The sequence below is a fragment of the Pseudomonas sp. 9.2(2024) genome (assembly GCF_039695385.1).
GTDB lineage: Bacteria > Pseudomonadota > Gammaproteobacteria > Pseudomonadales > Pseudomonadaceae > Aquipseudomonas > Aquipseudomonas paraglycinae.
The window spans coordinates 6,163,611-6,179,637 of sequence record NZ_CP155585.1 but is presented as its reverse complement, the minus strand read 5'-3'; the positions used below and the strand labels follow the sequence as shown (position 1 = coordinate 6,179,637).

Annotated in this window: 15 protein-coding genes; 12 read left to right on the top strand and 3 right to left on the bottom strand. The window is 60.8% G+C overall.

The window, feature by feature from the left end; genetic code table 11:
• The first annotated feature begins 86 nt into the window (after window positions 1–86).
• Window positions 87–1,385 carry an amino-acid N-acetyltransferase gene (argA, locus tag ABFB52_RS28005; RefSeq protein WP_007951778.1) on the top strand — a complete coding sequence of 433 codons (1,299 nt, stop codon included), beginning with the start codon at window positions 87–89 and terminating at the stop codon, window positions 1,383–1,385.
• A gap of 82 nt (window positions 1,386–1,467) precedes the next feature.
• Here the strand turns inward: argA and tauA are convergent, their stop codons facing one another.
• Complete coding sequence (tauA, locus tag ABFB52_RS28000; protein ID WP_165369519.1) at window positions 1,468–2,454, bottom strand: taurine ABC transporter substrate-binding protein; 987 nt, start codon at window positions 2,452–2,454, stop codon at window positions 1,468–1,470.
• A 367-nt stretch (window positions 2,455–2,821) separates the two neighbouring features.
• Here tauA and ABFB52_RS27995 point away from each other — a divergent pair, with 367 nt between their 5' ends.
• The 8 genes from ABFB52_RS27995 (at window position 2,822) to ABFB52_RS27960 (ending at window position 10,083) form a co-directional block, all read left to right on the top strand.
• Window positions 2,822–4,177 carry an OprD family porin gene (locus ABFB52_RS27995; RefSeq protein WP_085746735.1) on the top strand — a complete coding sequence of 452 codons (1,356 nt, stop codon included), beginning with the start codon at window positions 2,822–2,824 and terminating at the stop codon, window positions 4,175–4,177.
• Window positions 4,178–4,472: 295 nt separating this feature from the next.
• Window positions 4,473–5,111 (top strand): peroxiredoxin, encoded by a 639-nt coding sequence (locus tag ABFB52_RS27990; protein WP_085746734.1) that lies wholly within the window; start codon window positions 4,473–4,475, stop codon window positions 5,109–5,111.
• Between the two features lie 296 nt (window positions 5,112–5,407).
• Entirely contained in the window at window positions 5,408–6,001 is a 594-nt protein-coding gene (gene ssuE / locus ABFB52_RS27985) for an NADPH-dependent FMN reductase (RefSeq protein WP_011336454.1), read from the top strand.
• An 89-nt stretch (window positions 6,002–6,090) separates the two neighbouring features.
• Window positions 6,091–7,071, top strand: a complete 981-nt coding sequence (locus tag ABFB52_RS27980; protein ID WP_007953529.1) for a sulfonate ABC transporter substrate-binding protein — start codon at window positions 6,091–6,093, stop codon at window positions 7,069–7,071.
• A 25-nt stretch (window positions 7,072–7,096) separates the two neighbouring features.
• Window positions 7,097–8,245, top strand: coding sequence for an FMNH2-dependent alkanesulfonate monooxygenase (gene ssuD, locus ABFB52_RS27975; RefSeq protein ID WP_011336452.1), 1,149 nt, complete (start codon window positions 7,097–7,099; stop codon window positions 8,243–8,245).
• Between the two features lie 9 nt (window positions 8,246–8,254).
• Window positions 8,255–9,037 (top strand): aliphatic sulfonate ABC transporter permease SsuC, encoded by a 783-nt coding sequence (gene ssuC, locus ABFB52_RS27970; protein ID WP_011336451.1) that lies wholly within the window; start codon window positions 8,255–8,257, stop codon window positions 9,035–9,037.
• On the top strand, window positions 9,034–9,840 hold the full coding sequence (ssuB, locus tag ABFB52_RS27965) for an aliphatic sulfonates ABC transporter ATP-binding protein (RefSeq protein ID WP_102685820.1): 807 nt from the start codon (window positions 9,034–9,036) through the stop codon (window positions 9,838–9,840). The genes ssuC and ssuB overlap by 4 nt, the downstream gene beginning before the upstream one ends.
• 27 nt (window positions 9,841–9,867) lie before the next feature.
• The gene (locus tag ABFB52_RS27960; protein WP_007953520.1) at window positions 9,868–10,083 is read left to right on the top strand and encodes a TOBE domain-containing protein; all 216 of its coding nucleotides are present in this window, start codon (window positions 9,868–9,870) and stop codon (window positions 10,081–10,083) included.
• A gap of 70 nt (window positions 10,084–10,153) precedes the next feature.
• Here the strand turns inward: ABFB52_RS27960 and ABFB52_RS27955 are convergent, their stop codons facing one another.
• Together ABFB52_RS27955 and ABFB52_RS27950 are read right to left on the bottom strand one after the other, a co-directional pair.
• Entirely contained in the window at window positions 10,154–10,786 is a 633-nt protein-coding gene (locus tag ABFB52_RS27955) for a TetR/AcrR family transcriptional regulator (RefSeq protein WP_085746732.1), read from the bottom strand.
• A 227-nt stretch (window positions 10,787–11,013) separates the two neighbouring features.
• The gene (locus ABFB52_RS27950) at window positions 11,014–12,390 is read right to left on the bottom strand and encodes a glutamine synthetase family protein (RefSeq protein ID WP_011336449.1); all 1,377 of its coding nucleotides are present in this window, start codon (window positions 12,388–12,390) and stop codon (window positions 11,014–11,016) included.
• 278 nt (window positions 12,391–12,668) lie between these two features.
• Between ABFB52_RS27950 and ABFB52_RS27945 the strand changes: the two genes are divergently transcribed.
• The 3 genes from ABFB52_RS27945 to ABFB52_RS27935 all read left to right on the top strand — a co-directional run bounded on the left by ABFB52_RS27945 (window position 12,669) and on the right by ABFB52_RS27935 (window position 15,899).
• A complete protein-coding gene (locus tag ABFB52_RS27945; protein ID WP_129972266.1) occupies window positions 12,669–13,025 on the top strand; it encodes a gamma-glutamyl-gamma-aminobutyrate hydrolase family protein in 357 nt (118 codons plus the stop codon).
• 94 nt (window positions 13,026–13,119) lie between these two features.
• Window positions 13,120–14,478, top strand: coding sequence for a glutamine synthetase family protein (locus ABFB52_RS27940; RefSeq protein ID WP_011336448.1), 1,359 nt, complete (start codon window positions 13,120–13,122; stop codon window positions 14,476–14,478).
• A 56-nt stretch (window positions 14,479–14,534) separates the two neighbouring features.
• The gene (locus tag ABFB52_RS27935) at window positions 14,535–15,899 is read left to right on the top strand and encodes an aspartate aminotransferase family protein (protein WP_011336447.1); all 1,365 of its coding nucleotides are present in this window, start codon (window positions 14,535–14,537) and stop codon (window positions 15,897–15,899) included.
• The last annotated feature ends 128 nt before the right edge of the window (window positions 15,900–16,027 follow it).

Here is a 16,027-nt window from a genome sequence, read left to right as displayed (position 1 = left end):
AGCCTGTTCCGACGATAACCATCAGCCCGCTGTGCGTTTTCCGTTCTGCCCTTTTTCCGGCTGCTATTTATTACAGGCCCAGGTTCATGCCCGAATACGTCAATTGGCTTCGCCACGCGTCTCCTTATATCAATGCTCACCGCGATTGCACCTTCGTTGTCATGCTTCCGGGCGACGGCGTGGAGCATCCGAATTTCGGCAACATCGTCCATGACATCGTGCTGCTGCACAGCCTCGGCGTGCGGCTGGTACTGGTTCATGGTTCCCGTCCGCAGATTGAAACCCGTCTTGCCGCCCGCGGCCTGACCCCGCATTACCACCACGGCATGCGCATCACCGATGCCGCGACGCTGGAGTGCGTGATCGATGCGGTCGGCCAGTTGCGCATCGCCATCGAAGCGCGGCTGTCGATGGACATGGCCTCGTCGCCGATGCAGGGCTCGCGTCTGCGGGTGGCCAGCGGCAACCTCGTGACGGCCCGGCCGATCGGTGTGCTGGAAGGTGTCGACTATCACCACACCGGCGAAGTGCGCCGGGTCGACCGCAAAGGCATCAACCGTCTGCTCGACGAGCGCTCCATCGTGCTGCTGTCGCCGCTGGGTTATTCGCCTACCGGCGAGATCTTCAACCTCGCCTGCGAAGACGTCGCCACCCGCGCCGCCATCGATCTGGGCGCCGACAAGCTGCTGCTGTTCGGCGCCGACCTCGGTCTGATCGACGAAAACGGCAAACTGGTGCGCGAACTGCGTCCGCAACAGGTGCCGGCACATCTGCAGCGTCTGGGCAGCAACTATCAGGCGGAACTGCTGGATGCCGCCGCCGAAGCCTGTCGTGGCGGCGTGGCACGCAGCCATATCGTCAGTTATGCCGAGGATGGTGCGCTGCTGACCGAACTGTTCACCCGTGACGGTGGCGGTACGCTGGTGGCCCAGGAGCAATTCGAACTGGTGCGCGAGGCGGCGATTGAAGACGTCGGTGGCTTGCTTGACCTGATCAGCCCGCTGGAAGAGCAGGGGATTCTGGTGCGTCGCTCGCGCGAAGTGCTGGAGCGTGAGATCGAGCAGTTCAGTGTGGTCGAGCGTGAAGGGATGATCATCGCCTGCGCGGCGCTGTATCAGATTGCCGATTCGGATGCCGGTGAACTGGCGTGCCTGGCGGTGAATCCCGAGTATCGCCATGGCGGTCGCGGCGACGAATTGCTCGAGCGCATCGAGACCCGTGCCCGGGCGCAGGGCCTGAAGACTTTGTTCGTCCTCACCACCCGCACTGCCCACTGGTTCCGCGAGCGCGGTTTCGAACCGAGCAGCGTCGAGCGCCTGCCGGCAGCTCGGGCTTCTCTTTATAACTATCAGCGCAATTCGAAGATCTTCGAAAAGTCTCTGTGATGTGACGCCCTCATCGCGAGCAGGGCCGCTCCCACAAAGGTTCACTGAGCCTGTGAGGGAGCGAGCTTGCTCGCGATAGCGTTTATTCGGCTACAAACTTCGCACTGACATACGGCGAGTAGTCAGGCAGAACACTTTCGACCTTGCCCTGTTCCTTCAAGAATTTCGCCGTCTCACCAATCGCCCTCGCCGTGCCGCCGTCCAGCAGCGCCGTGGTCTGTTGTGCCTTGGCGTCCGGGAATGCCGAACCCGCGAGCAATTCCGGAACGTCGGCAGCATTGGCACCGGTCAGTTTGGCGATTTTCTGTACAGGTACGGAATCGGCCGTCCAGCTGTCTTTATGGGCGGCGTAATCGGCGAACGAGTCCAGAGTCACCTTGGCGAACTTGGCCACGACCTCAGGATGCTTCTCGGCAAAGTCCTTGCGCGCGACCCAGACTTCGAAGGTCGGCGCGCCCCACTGGCCGACCTGCGCGGCATCCGTCAGGGTCTTGCCGGTCTTGCGGATTTCACCCAGCGCCGGCGACCAGACAAAGGCACCGTCGATGTCGCCACGCTTCCAGGCCGCCGCGATTTCTGCGGGTTGCAGGTTCACCACTTTGACTTTCGAGGTGTCCAGGCCCCAGTGCTTGAGCGCACCGAGCAGGCTGTAGTGGGAGGTGGAAACGAACGGGGTGGCGATGGTCTTGCCGATCAGGTCTTCGGGCTTGTTGATACCGCTGCCGTTACGCACCACCAGTGCTTCGGCGGCATTGATCTGCGCCGAGACGATAAAGGCCACGATCGGCAGATTGCGCGAAGCAGCGGCCGCCAGCGGGCTGGAGCCGAGGTTGCCGATCTGCACATCGCCGGAGGCGATGGCTGTCACAACTTCCGGGCCGCTGTTGAACCGACGCCAGTCGATTTTCTCGCCGATGGCCTTCTCGTACACGCCGTCGGCCTGGGGGACTTTGCTCGGGTCAATACCGGTCTGGTAGCCGACGGTGAGGTTGGCGGCATGGGCTGAAAAAGAAATCAGCGCCGACACACAAACTGTAACAAATTGACTAGATAGTGCGCGTTTGGCCATCATGGCGTCGCCTTTTCGATAGGGTTTGACGAATCGGGGTTGCGTCAAAGCTAATCGATCTAAAAAAAGGCTAACAAATACCATTTAGTAATGAGCTTAGTCGCCGATACGCTGTATCCGGTAAGGATGGCAAATGGCTGGCCATATAGCTGAAAGGTATCAAAAAGAATTAATAAATTCTTTTTGGGTTTATCAGGAAGTCTTTACCCTGCAGGGACCAAATCACTGCGATTAGACCTTGGTCGTAGACATACAAGGTTACGATTGACTTGTCAGTCACGGTCTGGCGCTAATCGCGCATCTTAGGATCCAGGGGCATCAGACCCCGGACCAGGAACACAAGAATTAGAAACGAGAGGAGCGAAACATGAACAAGTCCACCTTGGCCCTGGCCGTGGCCGTAGGGGTTTTGGCGCAGCAGGCAGGCGCCGCCGGTTTCATCGAAGACAGCAAGGCCACCTTGGGGCTGCGTAACTTCTACATCAACACTGACAACCGTAGCGGCACTGCCGAACCAAGCCGCAACGAAGAGTGGGGCCAAGGCTTCGATCTGCGTTTCATCTCCGGCTACACCCAAGGCACCGTAGGCTTCGGTATCGACGCCATCGGCCTGCTGGGCGTACGTCTGGATTCGGGCGGCGGCACCAACGGCAACGTTGCTGCTAACGGTAATCCTGGCACCGCTTACGGCGGCACTGTTTTCCCAAGCGAATCCAATGGTCAAGCGGTTGATAACTTCTCCAGCCTGGGCCTGACTGCCAAAGCCAAGATTTCCCAGACTGAACTGAAGCTGGGTACCCTGCAGCCGAAGAACCCGGTCATCGTGACCAACGACGGTCGCCTGCTGCCACAAACCTGGCAGGGTGGCCAGATCACTTCCGGCGAAATCAAGGACCTGACCCTGGTCGGTGGTCAGATCGAGCACGCGAAGGGTCGTAACTCCAGCAACAATGAGCAGCTGTCTATCAACGGCGCGGCACCGCGTACCGTTAACAGCAACAAGTTCATTTACGCCGGTGGTGACTACAAGATCACCAAAGACCTGACTGCCCAGTACTACTACGGCAACCTGGAAGATTTCTACAAGCAACACTTCCTGGGTCTGGTCCACAACTGGGCAATCGGCCCGGGCGTATTGAAGTCTGACTTCCGTTACTTCAACAGCTCTGACGACGGCCGCAACGGCAACACGCCTGCTTACTTCAGCAGCGGTAACTACTCCGGTGTTGCCAGCGGTCGCGGTAAAGTCGACAACAACCTCTACAGCGGTCTGTTCCTGTACACCGTTGAAGGTCACACTTTCGGTGGCGGCTACCAGGTTTCCAACGGCAGCAGCGACTTCCCTTGGCTGAACCAGGGCGACGGTTCGTCGAACTACACCATTACCGACATGCAGATCCAGAAGTTCGGCCGTGCCGGCGAACGTACCTGGCAAGCTCGCTACTCGTATGACTTCGCCAAGGTTGGCGTACCGGGCCTGACCGCCGGTATGGTTTACCTGCGTGGCGATAACATCGACACCGTAACTTCCACCGGTCGTGAAAACGGCAACGGCGACACCGAGTGGGAACGCGACCTGACCATCGGTTACGTCGTGCCGGAAGGCCCGCTGAAAAACGTCGGCTTCATGTGGAAAAACGCTACCTGGCGTACCAACATCGCCGGTGTTCGCGACCAGGACGAAAACCGTCTGATCCTCAGCTACTCGATCCCGCTGCTGTAATAGCGCGCTCAGGTAACTGACGAAAAAAAGCCCCGTCCGGCATCGCGCCGGACGGGGCTTTTGCGTTTTCGGGTCCGGCTCACCCCCGTAAGCCTTTCCCGATGTTCCCCTCTTTACAGCAACTCAAGGCCTTCTCGAACCTTGAGGGCGATGTTCGTCGCGATGCTGCGGGACGTCCAGTGAACAGATGTTTAATATTCAATAAAGATATAAATATCTAGTTATTTATTCTTTTTAAGAAGATCGAATCCCGAGCTACAGTTGAGGTCTCCAACCACTCATCAGGAGCCGCACCATGAGCCTCAGACTTGGCGATATCGCCCCCGATTTCGAACAGGATTCCAGCGCCGGCAAGATTCGTTTCCACGAATGGCTGGGCGATAGCTGGGGCGTGCTGTTTTCCCACCCGGCGGACTTTACCCCGGTCTGCACCACCGAGCTGGGCTTCACTGCCAAGCTCAAGGACGAGTTCAACAAGCGCGGCGTGAAAGCCATTGCCCTGTCGGTCGACCCGGTGGACTCGCACCACAAGTGGATCGAGGACATCAACGAAACCCAGAACACCATCGTCAACTTCCCGATCCTGGCCGATGCCGATCGCAGGGTGTCCGATCTGTACGATCTGATCCACCCGAACGCCAACGACACCCTGACCGTGCGTTCGCTGTTCGTGATCGATCCGAACAAGAAGATCCGCCTGACCATCACCTACCCGGCGAGCACCGGGCGCAACTTCCACGAGATCTTGCGGGTGATCGATTCGCTGCAGCTCACCGACAACTACAAGGTGGCCACCCCGGCCAACTGGCAGGACGGTGAAGAAGTGGTGATCGTGCCGTCGCTCAAGGACGAAGACGAAATCAAGCAACGCTTTCCGAAGGGCTATCGCGCGGTGAAGCCGTACCTGCGCCTCACCCCACAGCCGAACAAATAAAGTCCAATCGCCAGCAGGCTGGCTCCCACAAGTGGGCATTCCATGTGGGAGCCAGCCTGCTGGCGATGGCGGCGTCGAATGCGCCGCGCGCATCCAATTTGTAACCACGATGCAGGGTTTCAGGCCGCTTTGACGGCCTGTTTTTTTGCCGCAAGAAAATGAAATACATATCTCCATAAAGAATAACCAAATGAATAAATATGATTTATGGATATATGAATCAACTGGTAAGGTCACTGACATCGAAGCGAGATCGCAACCCGCGAATCGCCTGTAACGCGCAAGGAATCGTCTGAATGCTGGTCGTCTCACTCGGTGGCAGTCCCAGTCAACGTTCCCGCTCCGGGGTGTTGCTGGAGCGCTCGCAACGCTGGTTGCAGCAGCAAGGGGTGGAAGTGGTGAGTTATCAGGTGCGGGACTTCCCGGCCGAAGACCTGCTCCACGCCCGCTTCGACAGCCCGAAGGTGCTCGACCTGCTGCAACAGATTGAAAACGCCGATGGCCTGCTGATCGCCACGCCGGTGTACAAGGCGTCGTTTTCCGGCGCCCTGAAGACCGTGCTGGATCTGCTGCCCGAGCGTGCGCTGAACCACAAGATCGTTTTGCCGATGGCCACCGGCGGCAGCATCGCCCACATGCTGGTGGTCGATTACGCCCTCAAGCCTGTGCTGTCGGCGTTGAAGGCCCAGGAAATGCTGCAAGGGATTTTTGCCGAGGACAGCCAGATCGCCTACGGCGAAGGCAGTGCCCAGGCGCAGTTGGCGCCGGCGTTGGAGCAGCGGTTGCATGAAGCGCTGGACCAGTTTGTCAGCGCCATGGCCCGCCGGCCGAAGCCGCTGGAGCCGGGGCTGTTGAACGAACGTTTGTTGAGTGCTCGCTGGAGCATTTGAACCACACCGAAACTTGAAGTACTCACCTTACTCAGCCGCCAACGGCCAAGCAGGTGCAGCCAAAACCCAACAGCAAAAAGGAGAGCGCTATGCGCACTGTATTTTTGCGTCGTGGTCTGGTCGCTCTGTTTGCTGCGGCTGTGTCCTTCGGCGCCATCACTCAAGCTCAAGCCGAAACCCTGCGTATCGGTTATCAGAAATACGGCACGCTGGTGCTGCTCAAAGCCAAAGGCACGCTGGAAAAGCGTCTCGCTGCTCAAGGCGTCGACGTGCAATGGACTGAATTCCCCGGCGGCCCGCAACTGCTGGAAGGCCTGAACGTCGGCTCGATCGACTTCGGTGTCACCGGCGAAACCCCGCCGGTCTTCGCCCAGGCTGCCGGTGCCGATCTGCTCTACGTGGCTTACGAGCCACCAGCGCCGAACAGCGAAGCGATCCTCGTGCCGAAAGACTCGCCGATCAAATCGGTGGCGGATCTCAAGGGCAAGAAAGTCGCCCTGAACAAAGGCTCCAACGTCCACTATTTGCTGGTGCGTGCGCTGGAAGACGCCGGCCTCAAGTACACCGACATTCAAACCGTATTCCTGCCGCCGGCCGATGCCCGCGCCGCGTTCGAACGTGGCAGCGTCGACGCCTGGGTCATCTGGGACCCGTACCAGGCCGCCGCCGAGAAACAGCTGCAAGCGCACACGCTGCGTGACGGCAAAGGCATCGTCGACAACCACCAGTTCTACCTGGCGACCAAACCCTACGCACAGAAAAATCCAGAGGTGATCAAGACCCTCGTGGAAGAAGTGCGCGCCGTCGGCGAGTGGTCCAAGGCCAACCCGGAAGACGTGACCCAACAGGTGTCGCCGCTGCTCGGCCTGCCGGCAGACATCACCCTGACCTCGGTGAAACGCCAGGGCTACGGCGCGCTGTTCCTGACCCCGGAAGTGGTCGCCGCACAACAGAAAATCGCCGACACCTTCTACCAGCTCAAGCTGATTCCCAAGCCGTTGAGCATCAAGGATGTGATCTGGACCCCACCGGCCGCTGTGGCCCAAAGCTCGGTCACCCAAGCCCAGTAAACCGAATCCCCAAGGAGACCACTCCATGAGCCTCAACATTTTCTGGTTCCTGCCAACCCACGGCGACGGCCATTACCTTGGCACCGCCGAAGGCGCTCGCGCCGTCGACCACGGCTATCTGCAACAGGTCGCGCAAGCGGCGGATCGACTGGGTTTTGGCGGCGTGCTGATTCCCACCGGCCGCTCCTGCGAGGACTCGTGGCTGGTGGCGGCCTCGCTGATCCCGGTGACCCAGCGTCTGAAATTCCTTGTCGCCCTGCGCCCCGGGATCATTTCCCCGACGGTGGCGGCGCGTCAGGCGGCGACTCTGGATCGCCTGTCCGGCGGTCGTGCGCTGTTCAACCTGGTGACCGGTGGCGATCCGGAAGAGTTGGCCGGCGACGGTCTGTTCCTCGATCACGAAGCGCGCTATCAGGCCTCGGTGGAATTCACCCGGATCTGGCGTCGGGTGCTGGAAGGCGAAACCGTGGATTACGACGGCGAGCACATCAGTGTGAAGGGCGCCAAATTGCTCTATCCGCCGATCCAGCAGCCGCGTCCGCCGCTGTATTTCGGCGGTTCGTCGGAAGCGGCGCAGGATCTGGCCGCCGAACAAGTGGAAATGGTCTTGACCTGGGGCGAGCCGCCGGCGGCAGTGGCGGAAAAGATCGAACAGGTTCGCGCCAAAGCAGCCAAGCTCGGGCGCACCGTACGCTTCGGCATTCGTCTGCATGTGATCGTGCGGGAAACCAACGCTGAAGCCTGGCAGGCGGCGGATCGCCTGATCTCGCATCTGGACGACGACACCATCAAACGTGCCCAGGCTTCGCTGGCGCGGTTCGATTCGGTCGGCCAGCAACGCATGGCTGCGCTGCACGGTGGCAGCCGCGACAACCTCGAAGTCAGCCCGAACCTGTGGGCCGGCGTCGGCCTGGTGCGCGGCGGTGCCGGTACGGCGCTGGTCGGCGATGGCCCGACCGTGGCGGCGCGCGTGAAGGAATACGCGGATCTGGGCATCGATACCTTCATCTTCTCCGGTTATCCACACCTCGAAGAATCGTATCGGGTGGCCGAGCTGCTGTTCCCGCACCTTGACGTCGAGCGTCCGGAACTGCCGAAAAGCGCAGGTTACGTCAGCCCGTTCGGCGAGATGGTGGCCAACGACATTCTTCCCAAAGCCGCGTCCCAGAGCTGAGGCGCCGCCATGAAGAAATTTATCCACAGCCTCGCGCCCTGGGCGTTGCCGGTGTTGTTGCTGGCGGTGTGGCAGTTGTCGGTGTCGGCGGGTTGGTTGTCGACGCGGATTCTGCCGGCGCCGGTGGCGGTGATCGAAGCCGGCGTGAGCCTGGTGCGCAGCGGCGAAATCTGGACGCACCTGGCGATCAGCGGCTGGCGCGCCGCGCTGGGCTTCACCATCGGTGGCAGCATCGGTCTGGTGCTGGGCTTCATCACCGGCCTGTCGAAGTGGGGCGAACGCCTGCTCGACAGCTCGGTGCAGATGATCCGCAACGTGCCGCACCTGGCGCTGATTCCGCTGGTGATCCTGTGGTTCGGCATCGATGAGTCGGCGAAGATTTTCCTGGTGGCATTGGGCACGCTGTTCCCGATCTACCTCAACACCTATCACGGCATCCGCAACGTCGACCCGGCGTTGGTTGAGATGGCGCGTAGTTATGGCCTGTCCGGTTTCAGCCTGTTCTGGCAGGTGATTCTGCCGGGTGCGTTGCCTTCGATTCTGGTCGGCGTGCGTTTCGCTCTGGGCTTCATGTGGCTGACCCTGATCGTGGCGGAAACCATCTCTGCCAGCTCCGGCATCGGTTACCTGGCGATGAACGCCCGCGAGTTCCTGCAGACCGACGTGGTGGTGCTGGCGATTCTGCTGTACGCGGTGCTCGGCAAGCTGGCCGACCTCGCGGCCCGTGGCCTTGAGCGTGTGTGGCTGCGCTGGCATCCGGCGTATCAAGTGGCGAAAGGAGGTGCGGCATGACCGCTCAACAACCTCCACGCCTGCTGCGCGGGATTCCGCTGGCGGTGCGCAACCTGCAAAAGACCTTCGGCTCGCGGCAAGTGCTGCGTGACATCGATCTGCACATTCCGGCGGGGCAATTCGTCGCTGTGGTCGGGCGCAGCGGATGCGGCAAAAGTACTTTGCTGCGCCTGCTCGCCGGTCTCGATCAACCCACCGGCGGCGATTTGCTGGCCGGGGCTGCACCGCTTAGCGATGCGCGGGATGACACCCGGTTGATGTTCCAGGAAGCGCGGCTGCTGCCGTGGAAAAAGATCATCGACAACGTCGGTCTCGGTCTCAAGGGCGACTGGCGTCCGCAAGCTTTGCAGGCGCTGGATGCGGTCGGTCTGGCCGATCGCGCCAATGAATGGCCGGCGGCGCTGTCCGGCGGGCAGAAGCAGCGTGTGGCGCTGGCCCGGGCGCTGATCCATCAACCGCGTCTGTTGCTGCTCGACGAGCCGCTGGGCGCGCTGGATGCGCTGACCCGGATCGAGATGCAGCAACTGATCGAGCGTCTCTGGCAACAGCATGGTTTCACCGTGCTGCTGGTGACCCACGACGTCAGCGAAGCGGTGGCGATTGCCGACCGGGTGATTCTGATCGAGGACGGCGAAGTCGGCCTCGACCTGCAAGTGGAGCTGCCGCGCCCTCGGGTGCGTGGCTCCCATCGCCTGGCGGCGCTGGAAACCGAAGTGCTCAACCGTGTGTTGTCCCTGCCCGGCGAACCGCCGGCGCCGGAACCCGTTTCACCCTTGCCTACGCAACTGCGTTGGGCTCAATAACTCAAGCAAACGACAGGAATCAATGCCATGACTATCAAAGCCATCAACGTACGCAACCAGTTCAAAGGCGCGATCAAGGAGATCGTTCTCGGCGACGTGCTGTCGGAAATCGACGTGCAGACCGCTTCCGGCATCGTCACGTCGGTGATCACTACCCGTTCGGTCAAGGAGCTGGAACTGGAGGTCGGCAGCGAAGTGATCGCCTTCGTGAAATCCACCGAGGTGTCCATCGCCAAGTTGTAAGGGCGTGGGACAAAAACAACCCCGAAGGGTGTGAGCCCTTCGGGGTTTTTTGTGCCTGTCGCGTGCCGCGCTAGAGAACCCGCTTGGGCAGATAGGGCGGCAGATACAGCCCGATATAGGCATCGAACACCCGCATGCCTTCCTCGGCCATGCGCGGTGTGATCTGTCCATGCTGCTGCACCGAGCGGGCGTAGACGCGGTCGCCCAGCTCCATGGCCAGCGCGAACACGTCCACATCGTCCGGCAGGCGCGGCAGCTCGAAGTGATGATCGAACAACTTGTGCATCAGGTCGCCGAGTTCGAGGTCGTGCTGGCGGTCGGCCTGGGTGACTTCGGTGAGGCCGTGCTGCGCGAGGATCAGCTGGCGGGCGGCGGCATCCTCGCCGTAGATCTCCAGCATCCGCTCCTCGACCAGTCGCGACAGGTCACGCCAGTCGCGCAGGGCATCGTGATCGATCGGCGCTTGCAGGCAGGCACGGAAGGCCGCGTGCACATCGGCGGTCAGCGCTTCGAGCAGCGCCGGGACGCTGGCGAAGAAGTGGTAGACCGAGGAGGGCGGAATCTGCGCGCGCTCGGCCACGCTGTAGATCGACAGGCTCGCCACGCCCTCGGCGGCCAGCAGCGTGCGCGCGGCGTCGAGTATCGAATCGATCCGTGCCTGACTGCGGGCACGGGGTTTGCGGACGGGGGCGGGACGCGTCATGAAAGTCTCCTGCGGGGCAGCGGGCATTGTACGAGCCGGCTCTTGCGTTGTCTTGTCGGCCGCCATCGCTGGCAAGCCAGCTCCCACAGGTATCTGTGTCGAACACAAGATTTGAGTACACAACAGAACCCTGTGGGAGCTGGCTTGCCAGCGATCCGCCGCAGGCGGCCATAAAAAAACGCTGCGGGCTGATGAAGCCGGCAGCGCTTTTTATTCCTGCAATCCGCTTAAACGGTGTGCAGGTACCAGTTGTACTCGAGGTCGGAGATGGAGTGTTCGAACTCCTCCAGCTCGCTCTCTTTGCAGGCGACGAAGATATCGATGTATTTCGGATCGATGTACTTGGCCATCACTTCGCTGTCGTCCAGCTCGCGCAGGGCATCGCGCAGGTTGTTCGGCAGGCTCTGCTCGTTCTGCTCGTAGCTGTTGCCTTCGGTCGGAGCCGGTGGCTCGATCTTGTTGGTCAGGCCGTGGTGCACGCCCGCCAGGACCGAAGCCATCAGCAGGTACGGGTTGGCGTCGGCGCCGGCAACGCGGTGTTCCAGGCGGACCGCGTCGGCGGAGCCGGTCGGTACGCGCAGGGCCACGGTGCGGTTGTCCAGGCCCCAGCTCGGCGAGTTCGGCACGTAGAACTGTGCGCCGAAACGACGGTAGGAGTTGACGTTCGGGCAGAGGAAAGCCATCTGCGCGGGCAGGGTCTCGAGCACACCGCCGATCGCGTGACGCAGCGCGGCGTTCTGCTCGGGATCCTCGCTGGCAAAAATGTTTTTGCCTTCTTTGTCGAGAACCGAAATGTGGACGTGCAGACCGTTGCCTGCCTGGCCCGGGTACGGCTTGGCCATGAAAGTGGTGTCCATTTCATGGTCGTAGGCGATGTTCTTGATCAGACGCTTGAGCAGGACCGCGTAGTCGCACGCCTTGATCGGGTCGGCGACGTGGTGCAGGTTCACTTCGAACTGCGCCGGGGCACTTTCCTTGACGATGGCGTCGGCCGGGATGCCTTGCTCTTTGGCGCCTTCCAGAATGTCCTGGAGGCAGTCGACGTATTCGTCGAGGTCGTCGATCAGGTAGACCTGGGTCGAATGCGGGCGTTTGCCGGAGATCGGCGAGCGTGGCGGCTGAGGGCGGCCGTTCACGTTTTCCTGGTCGATCAGGTAGAACTCGAGTTCGAATGCGGCGCAGATGGTCAAGCCCAGCTCGTCAAACTTTGCAACAACTTGACGGAGCACTTCGCGCGGGTCGGCGAAGAAAGGGTCACCTTCGAGTTCGTGCATGGTCATCAACAGTTGCGCGGTCGGGCGCTTCTGCCATGGCTCGTTGCACAGGGTATCGGGGATTGGATAGCAGATACGGTCGGCGTCGCCGATGTCCAGGCCCAGGCCGGTGCTTTCCACCGTGGAGCCATTGATATCCAGAGCAAATAGAGAGGCCGGCAGGTTGATGCCTTTCTCGTAAACCTTGTGGAGGCTGGTGCGTTCGATGCGCTTGCCGCGCACCACACCATTCATATCCGCAATCAGAAGGTCAACGTACAGAACCTCAGGATGTTCCTTAAGGAACGCGTTCGCTTCGTTAAGCTGAACGGCACGCGGGGGTACCGACATGATGCAACACCTTTGTTGTTAAAAATATCAATCATTGATCTTTTCTGGTTTCAGTCAACCCGAACGGCCTGCCGAAGTCAAGCGAGGCCTTTTCTGCCCTGAAAAAGCGCCACGAGGGCATTTATGGGGCACTTTGGGGCATTTTTTTATCCGTGAAGGACGCGCCACCCGCAGGCTTGAGCAGGCCGTGTTGTATTTTTTACGGGGGTGTTGTGTAAAAAAATGAACAAGGCTAAGCTCGGATCAAACCCATAACAGCAATAATACCGGGGTGCTTCATGTCTCGCCTGCCGTTAATCGGCGTCACCGACTGCTCTTTGCAGTCCGGTCTGCATGCTTATCACATCAGTGGCGACACGTCCGTCCGCAGCGCGGCCAGCAAGGCCTGCAACGTGCCAGCGATCTCCCAGCCCATGGCAGATCGAGCGCCAGCGTCCGATATTCTGGACGTGTGCGAGGGCATCCTCTTTAGCGGTTCTCCTTTCAATATAGATCTCTTTCCTGCTCCCGGCCTGCACCGCGTCCGTCGCCGTGCCCGTGATTCTGCACGCCCGGGATGTGCACAGGAAATGCAACGCCAGCGTAAAGGGCAGGTAAGCTCCTCCTTCATTGTCTATGCGCGGTGCCGGGCGTAAGCCGGCACTGCGCGCAAGCAAGGCCCTTTAACGCGACGCCTGGTGCGTCAAACATTGCCTGACATCTGTCAGGAGACTCAGCCCAGAGGCATTTATGAGTAACAACCTCGACCAGCTCACCGATTGGTTGAAAGACCACAAGATCACAGAAGTCGAATGCATGATCGGCGACTTGACCGGTATCACCCGGGGCAAGATCTCGCCGACCAACAAGTTCATCGCCGAAAAAGGCATGCGCCTGCCAGAGAGCGTTCTGTTGCAGACCGTGACCGGCGACTACGTCGAAGACGACATCTATTACGAACTGCTCGACCCGGCCGACATCGACATGATCTGCCGTCCCGACCAGAACGCCGTGTACCTGGTGCCATGGGCCATCGAGCCGACCGCCCAGGTGATCCACGACACCTACGACAAGCAAGGCAACCCGATCGAGCTGTCGCCGCGCAACGTCCTCAAGAAAGTCCTGAAACTCTATGCCGACAAGGGCTGGCAGCCGATCGTGGCGCCGGAAATGGAGTTCTACCTGACCAAGCGCAGCGACGACCCTGACTATCCGTTGCAGCCGCCGGTCGGCCGTTCCGGGCGTCCGGAGATCGGTCGCCAGTCGTTCTCCATCGAAGCGGCGAACGAATTCGATCCGCTGTTCGAAGACGTCTACGACTGGTGCGAATTGCAGGAGCTGGACCTCGACACGCTGATCCATGAGGACGGCACGGCGCAGATGGAAATCAACTTCCGTCACGGCGATGCCCTGTCGCTGGCCGACCAGATTCTGGTGTTCAAACGCACCATGCGCGAGGCCGCCCTCAAGCACAACGTGGCCGCGACCTTCATGGCCAAGCCGATGACCGGTGAGCCGGGCAGTGCGATGCACTTGCACCAGAGCATCATCGACATCGAGACCGGCAAGAACGTGTTCTCCAATGACGACGGGACCATGAGCCAGCTGTTCCTGCACCACATCGGTGGCCTGCAGAAACTGATCCCTGAGTTGTTGCCGCTGTTCGCACCGAACGTCAACTCGTTCCGCCGCTTCCTGCCGGATACCTCGGCACCGGTGAACGTTGAGTGGGGCGAAGAAAACCGCACCGTGGGCCTGCGCGTCCCGGATGCCGGCCCGCAGAACCGTCGGGTGGAAAACCGTTTGCCGGGCGCCGACGCCAACCCGTACCTGGCGATTGCCGCGAGCCTGCTCTGCGGCTACATCGGCATGGTCGAAGGCATCAACCCGAGCGCACCGGTTGTGGGCCGTGGCTACGAGCGCCGCAACCTGCGCCTGCCGCTGACCATCGAGGACGCGCTGGAGCGCATGGAAAACAGCGCGACCATCGAGAAATACCTGGGCAAGACCTTCATCACCGGCTACGTCGCGGTGAAGCGGGCCGAGCATGAAAACTTCAAGCGCGTGATCAGTTCCTGGGAGCGTGAGTACCTGCTCTTCGCCGTCTGATACGCCGGGCGCGGTGGCCAGCCGCCGCGCCTTCACTGATAACAAGGAGAATTGGCATGACCAGCAACAACCCGCAAACCCGTGAGTGGCAAGCCCTCAGCAGCGATCACCACCTGGCCCCGTTCAGCGACTTCAAGCAGCTGAAAGAAAAGGGTCCACGGATCATCACCAACGCCAAGGGCGTGTACCTGTGGGACAGCGAGGGCAACAAGATCCTCGACGGCATGGCGGGTCTGTGGTGTGTGGCGATCGGTTATGGACGCGATGAGCTGGCGGATGCTGCCGCCAAACAGATGCGCGAACTGCCTTACTACAACCTGTTCTTCCAGACCGCGCACCCGCCGGCGCTGGAACTGGCCAAGGCCATCGCCGACGTGGCGCCAGAAGGCATGAACCACGTGTTCTTCACCGGCTCCGGTTCCGAAGGCAACGACACCATGCTGCGCATGGTTCGCCACTACTGGGCGATCAAGGGCCAGCCGAACAAGAAAGTCATCATCAGCCGCAAGAACGGCTACCACGGTTCCACCGTGGCCGGCGCAAGCCTGGGCGGCATGACCTACATGCACGAACAGGGCGACCTGCCGATTCCGGGCATCGTCCACATCGCCCAGCCGTACTGGTTCGCCGAAGGCGGCGACATGACCCCGGAAGAGTTCGGGATCTGGGCGGCCAATCAGCTGGAAGAAAAGATTCTGGAAGTCGGCGTGGACAACGTCGGTGCCTTTATTGCCGAGCCGATCCAGGGCGCCGGCGGCGTGATCATTCCGCCAGACACCTACTGGCCGCGCATCAAGGAAATCCTCGCCAAGTACGACATCCTGTTCGTGGCCGATGAAGTGATCTGCGGTTTCGGCCGTACCGGCCAGTGGTTCGGCAGCGATTTCTACGACCTCAAGCCACACATGATGACCATCGCCAAAGGCCTGACGTCCGGCTACATCCCGATGGGTGGCCTGATCGTGCGCGACGAAGTGGTGGCGGTGCTCAACGAGGGCGGCGATTTCAACCACGGCTTCACCTACTCCGGTCACCCAGTGGCGGCGGCGGTGGGGCTGGAAAACATCCGGATTCTGCGCGAAGAAAAAATCATCGAACGCGCCCATGAAGAAACGGCACCGTATTTGCAGAAACGTCTGCGCGAACTGAACGATCACCCGTTGGTGGGTGAAGTGCGCGGAGTCGGTCTGCTGGGGGCCATCGAGCTGGTGCAGGACAAGGCCACTCGCAAGCGTTACGAAGGCAAGGGTGTGGGCATGATCTGCCGCCAGTTCTGCTTCGACAACGGGCTGATCATGCGTGCCGTGGGCGACACCATGATCATCGCGCCGCCGCTGGTGATCAGCAAGGCGGAGATCGACGAGCTGGTGACAAAGGCACGCAAGTGCCTGGACCTGACCCTGAGTGCGTTGCAGGGCTAAGTGCTAGGCTCTGAGCGATGGAGCTGTTGCGCTGTCGCTCGGAGCTGTCAGAAAGGCTGGTCTTTTCTTGAAAGACCGCCTCGGATCTTGCCAGACTAGCCGCGGTTCCAGTTGTCCGGGTTCGGCCG